The organism is Hydrotalea sp. (genome assembly GCA_030054115.1).
GTDB lineage: Bacteria > Pseudomonadota > Alphaproteobacteria > JASGCL01 > JASGCL01 > JASGCL01.
Map to the genome: position 1 here is coordinate 1,529 of JASGCL010000076.1, position 1,225 is coordinate 2,753.

A 1,225-nucleotide genomic window follows, 5' to 3' on the forward strand; every position below is an offset into this window, starting at 1 on the left:
GCCCTATTTGTTTGCGCTATCACTTCGTTACTTGAGCGCACGCTACGCTGCTTGAGGGCAGAATTTTTTGATAAAATTATTTGCCTACTTGCTGGCGGGAACGCCGGCGCGCGGCGAATTGCGAATCAATTGTGGCGCGTCTGGTTTTTGGTCTAAAATCGCGTCGAAAGCTTCCTCCCACGTGCCGGTGGTGGCACCGCGCGCATATTCGGTCGAGCGGTTTTCGAAGAAGTTGGTGAATTCCACACCATTCATCATTTCATCCATCCAGGGCAGGGGATTTTTTTCAATACCAAAATGCGGTTTTAAATTCAGCTGTTGCAACCGGCGGTCGGCGATGTAACGAATGTATTTTTTTACATCCTCCGCCGTCAACCCCTGCACCGGCCCCATTTCAAACGACAGGTCGATGAAGGCATCCTCGTGCTTGACAATCGATTTGCAAATTTCCAACAACGTATTGTCATATTCGGGCGTTTTCACCTCGGGGTTTTCTTGCAAGAAAATATTATGCAAGCGAATGATACATTCGGTGTGCAACGATTCATCGCGCACCGAATAGGTAACGATTTGCCCCATGCCCTTCATTTTGTTAAAGCGCGGAAAATTCATCAACATGACGAACGACGCAAATAATTGCAACCCCTCGGTAAATGCGCCGAACACCGCCATGGTGGTGGCCATTTGGGTTGGGGTTTTCATGCCCCATTGTTGCATGTAATCGTATTTGTCCTTCATCTCTTTATAATTTTTGAAGGCCGAATATTCAACCTCGGGCATGCCGATGGTGTCGAGGAGGTAGGCATAGGCCGCGACGTGGATGGTTTCCATGTTGGCGAAGGCGGCGAGCATCATAATAACCTCGGTCGGTTGGAACACGCCGGCGTATTTGCGCATGTAACAATTATTGACCTCGATATCGCTTTGCGTAAAAAAGCGAAAAATTTGCGTCAGCAGGTTTTTTTCGCCCGGGGTTAATTTGCCTTGCCAATCTTTCACATCATCGGCCAGGGAGATATCCTCCGGCAACCAATGTAATTTTTGTTGCAACAGCCAGGCCTCGTAAGCCCAGGGGTAATGGAATGGTTTGTAAATTGGTTCGGCGTTTAATAATGACATGGGGTTTCTCCTTAAAATAAAATGGGTTTAAAAATTGTTATTTAGAATGGTTTGCAAAAATTCGAGCCTCTAACGAATCAGTTTGTCATAATGCGGCGATTCGGGG

1 protein-coding gene is annotated in these 1,225 nt (G+C 47.2%); it reads right to left on the reverse strand.

Annotation, left to right across the window (positions count from 1 at the left end):
• Window positions 1-84 precede the first annotated feature (84 nt).
• Window positions 85-1,119: a ribonucleotide-diphosphate reductase subunit beta gene (locus QM529_07665; GenBank protein ID MDI9314531.1), complete on the reverse strand. Its 1,035-nt coding sequence runs from the start codon at window positions 1,117-1,119 to the stop codon at window positions 85-87.
• Between the last annotated feature and the right edge of the window lie 106 nt (window positions 1,120-1,225).